Annotated in this window: 1 protein-coding gene; it reads right to left on the minus strand. The window is 73.2% G+C overall.

The genetic code is table 11. The features are described from left to right. Positions 1-84: 84 nt before the first annotated feature. A partial coding sequence (locus ACFT7S_RS38565) for a type I polyketide synthase (protein WP_382741209.1) occupies positions 85-3,096 on the minus strand: 3,012 nt, incomplete at its 5' end.

Below are 3,096 nucleotides of genomic sequence, written 5' to 3' on the forward strand. Positions count from 1 at the left end.
AAGAGACTGGGCCGGGTATCCCCGGGGCCGGCCGTTCTGCGCGGGGGGTTGGGGGGGGGCCCGGCCAGGGCCCCCACCGAACCGCTATGACGTCTCCAGCTCGTCGTCGAGGATGTCGAACAGCTCGTCCGCGCTCACCGAGTCCAGTTCCGGCCCCTCGGCGTCCTCATCGCCCCGGCCCCGCTCCAGCCATGCCGAGGTCAGGGCGCGCAGTCGTGCCGAGATCCGGGCGTGCTCGTCGGCATCCGGCCTCGCGGCCGTCACCACCGCCTCCAGCTCCACCAGTTGCTCATCCAGCGACAGCACCCGCGCCACGCCCACGGGCGCGACCTTCGTGGCGAGGAAACCGGCGACGGCGTCCGACGTCGGATAGTCGAAGATCAGCGTGGCGGGCAGCCGCAGGCCGATCGCTGCGCCCAGCCGGTTGCGCAGCTCGACTGCCGCCAGCGAGTCGACCCCCAACTCCCCGAAGCCACGCCCTGGTTCGACCGCCTCGGGCTCAGGGTGCCCCAGCACGACGGCGACATGGGTCCGCACCAGATGAAGCAGCGCATCGACCCGTCCGGCCTCCGGCAGCGCGGCCATCCGTGACGCGAAGGACTCGGCCGGTTCCGGCACCGTGCCAGGACGCGCGGCCCGTCGGGCGGGCAGCCGCACCAGCCCCCGCAGCAGCGCAGCCACCCCTTCCTCCCTGGCAGCGGTCCGCACGGCGGCCAGATCGAGCCGCATCGGGACCAGCCGGGCCAGGCCGGTCCGGTGCACTGCCGCATCGAAGAGCGCCATGCCCTCCGACTCGGACAGCGGAAGCATCCCGGACCGGGACAGGCGCCGCAGGTCGGCGGCGCCGAGCTGCGCCCCCATCCCGCTCTCCCCGCCCCACAGGCCCCAGGCGAGCGAGACCGCCGGCCGGCCCTGCGCCCGGCGGTGCTGGGCCAGCGCGTCCAGGAACACGTTCGCCGCCGCGTAGTTGCCCTGCCCTGCGCCGTCGAAGGTGCCGGCAGCCGAGGAGAACAGCACGAACGCATCGAGGGGCAGGTTCAGCTCGACGGCGAGCGTGTGCAGGTTCCACGCGGCGTCGACCTTCGGCCGGAAGACGGCGTCGAGCCGTTCCGGAGTCAGTGCATCGATCACCCCGTCGTCCAGCGCCCCGGCCGTGTGCACGATGCCGGTCAGCGGATGCGCCGCGGGCACCGAGGCCAGCAGCGCTGCCAGCGCGTCCCGGTCGGCCGCGTCACAGGCCGCCACGGTCACCTCGGCACCCAGCGCGGAGAGTTCGTCCCGCAACTCGTCCGCACCAGGGGCCGCCGCGCCCCGGCGGCTGGCGAGCAGCAGCCTGCGTATCCCGTGTCCGACGACCAGATGGCGGGCGACACGGGCGCCGAGACCACCGGTGCCCCCGGTGATGAGCACCGTGCCCTCGGGGTTCCACCCGGCTGCCGTGCCCTCCGTCGCCACTGCAGCCATGGCCAGCCTGGGCACCAGCGCCGCCCCGTTCCGCAGCGCCACCTCGGGCTCCTTCGCGCCGAGCGCGGAGATCAGCGTGCCGCCGAAGTCCGCGTCGCCACCGGGCTCCACATCGACCAGCACGAACCTTCCGGGATGCTCGGCCTGCGCTGCCCGCAGCAAACCCCACACCGGGGCGGACGCCAGGTCGTCCACGTCGTCGTCGGTGGCCGTGGCCACCGCGCCGCGCGTCAGCAGCACCAGGCGTGAGGCGGCGAACCGGTCGTCGGCCAGCCAGGACCGGACGAGGTCCAGCGCCCGGTACGCGACCGCCCGGACCCCGGTCACCAGCTCGCGGTCCACACCACCGTGACCGCGCTCGGCCGGGCAGGCAGCCAGGACGACCTCCGGGACACTGCCGGAGGCGGCCAGCGCCGCCAGGTCCGGATACTGGTCGATCTGCACGCCGGACGCCTTCAGCGGCTCGCTCGTACCCAGTTCGTCGCGGCCCAGGAGCGCCCAGACCTGCCCGGCCCCGGCGGCCGACTCGGCGACCGGCAACGCAGTCCACTCGACGTGGAACAGCGCATCGTGAGTGGCCTTGCGGGCGCCCACGATTCCTTCGGCCGCCACGGGACGCAGCACGAGGGAGGCGACGGAGGCGACCGGGGCGCCGGTGGCGTCCGCGAGCGAGAGCGAAGCTCCGTTGTCCGTCGGTGAAACCGTCACCCGGAGTGCCGCGGCTCCTGTCGCGTGCAGCGAGACCCCGTTCCAGGCGAACGGCAGCTCGGCCTGTTCGGTGTCCGCACCGCCGGCCAGCGCGATGGCGTGCAGGGCGGAGTCCAGCAGCGCCGGATGCAGCCCGAACGCCTCGCTGTCCGCATCCTCGGGCAGAGCGACCTCGGCGAAAACCTCATCACCCCTGCGCCAGGCAGCCGTCAGCCCCTGGAACACCGGCCCGTACTCCAGCCCCACCGCAGCAAGCCCCTCGTACAGACCGTCCACCGGCACCGGCTGCGCACCCGCCGGCGGCCACTCCACCGGCCCGGATCCCGGCGCCGGGGCGCCTACGGCCAGCACACCGGAGGCGTGCCGCGTCCACGCCTCGTCCCCCAACCGCGCGTGCACGCTCACCGCGCGCCGACCGGTCTCGTCCGATTCGGCGACCAGAACCCGCAGCTCAACCGCGCCCTGCTCAGGCAGCACCAGCGGCGCCTCCAACGTCAACTCGTCGAGCAGATCACAACCAACCTCGTCACCCGCCCGGATCACCAACTCCACGAACGCGGCGCCAGGCAGCAGAACGACACCCGCGACAACGTGATCAGCCAGCCAGGGGTGACTCTGCAACGACACCCGGCCGGTGAACAGATACCCCTCCGGCACCGCGATCGCGTCACCCAGCAACTCACCGTCTGCGTCGGGAGTGGCGCTCAGCCAGTAGTGCCGACGCTGGAAGGGGTACGTGGGCAGGTCTACGCGCTGAGCACCGGTCCCGGCGTAGAACACCGGCCAGTCGACCGTGTTCCCGGTGATGTGGACCCGGCCCAGAGCGGAGACCACGGCCTCCGGCTCGGGACGGTTCTTGCGCAGCGCGGGGATGAAGGCAACCGTGTCCGGGTCGATGTCGGGCAGGCAGTCCTGCGCCATCGC

This window comes from Streptomyces sp. NPDC057136, assembly GCF_042670885.1.
GTDB lineage: Bacteria > Actinomycetota > Actinomycetes > Streptomycetales > Streptomycetaceae > Streptomyces.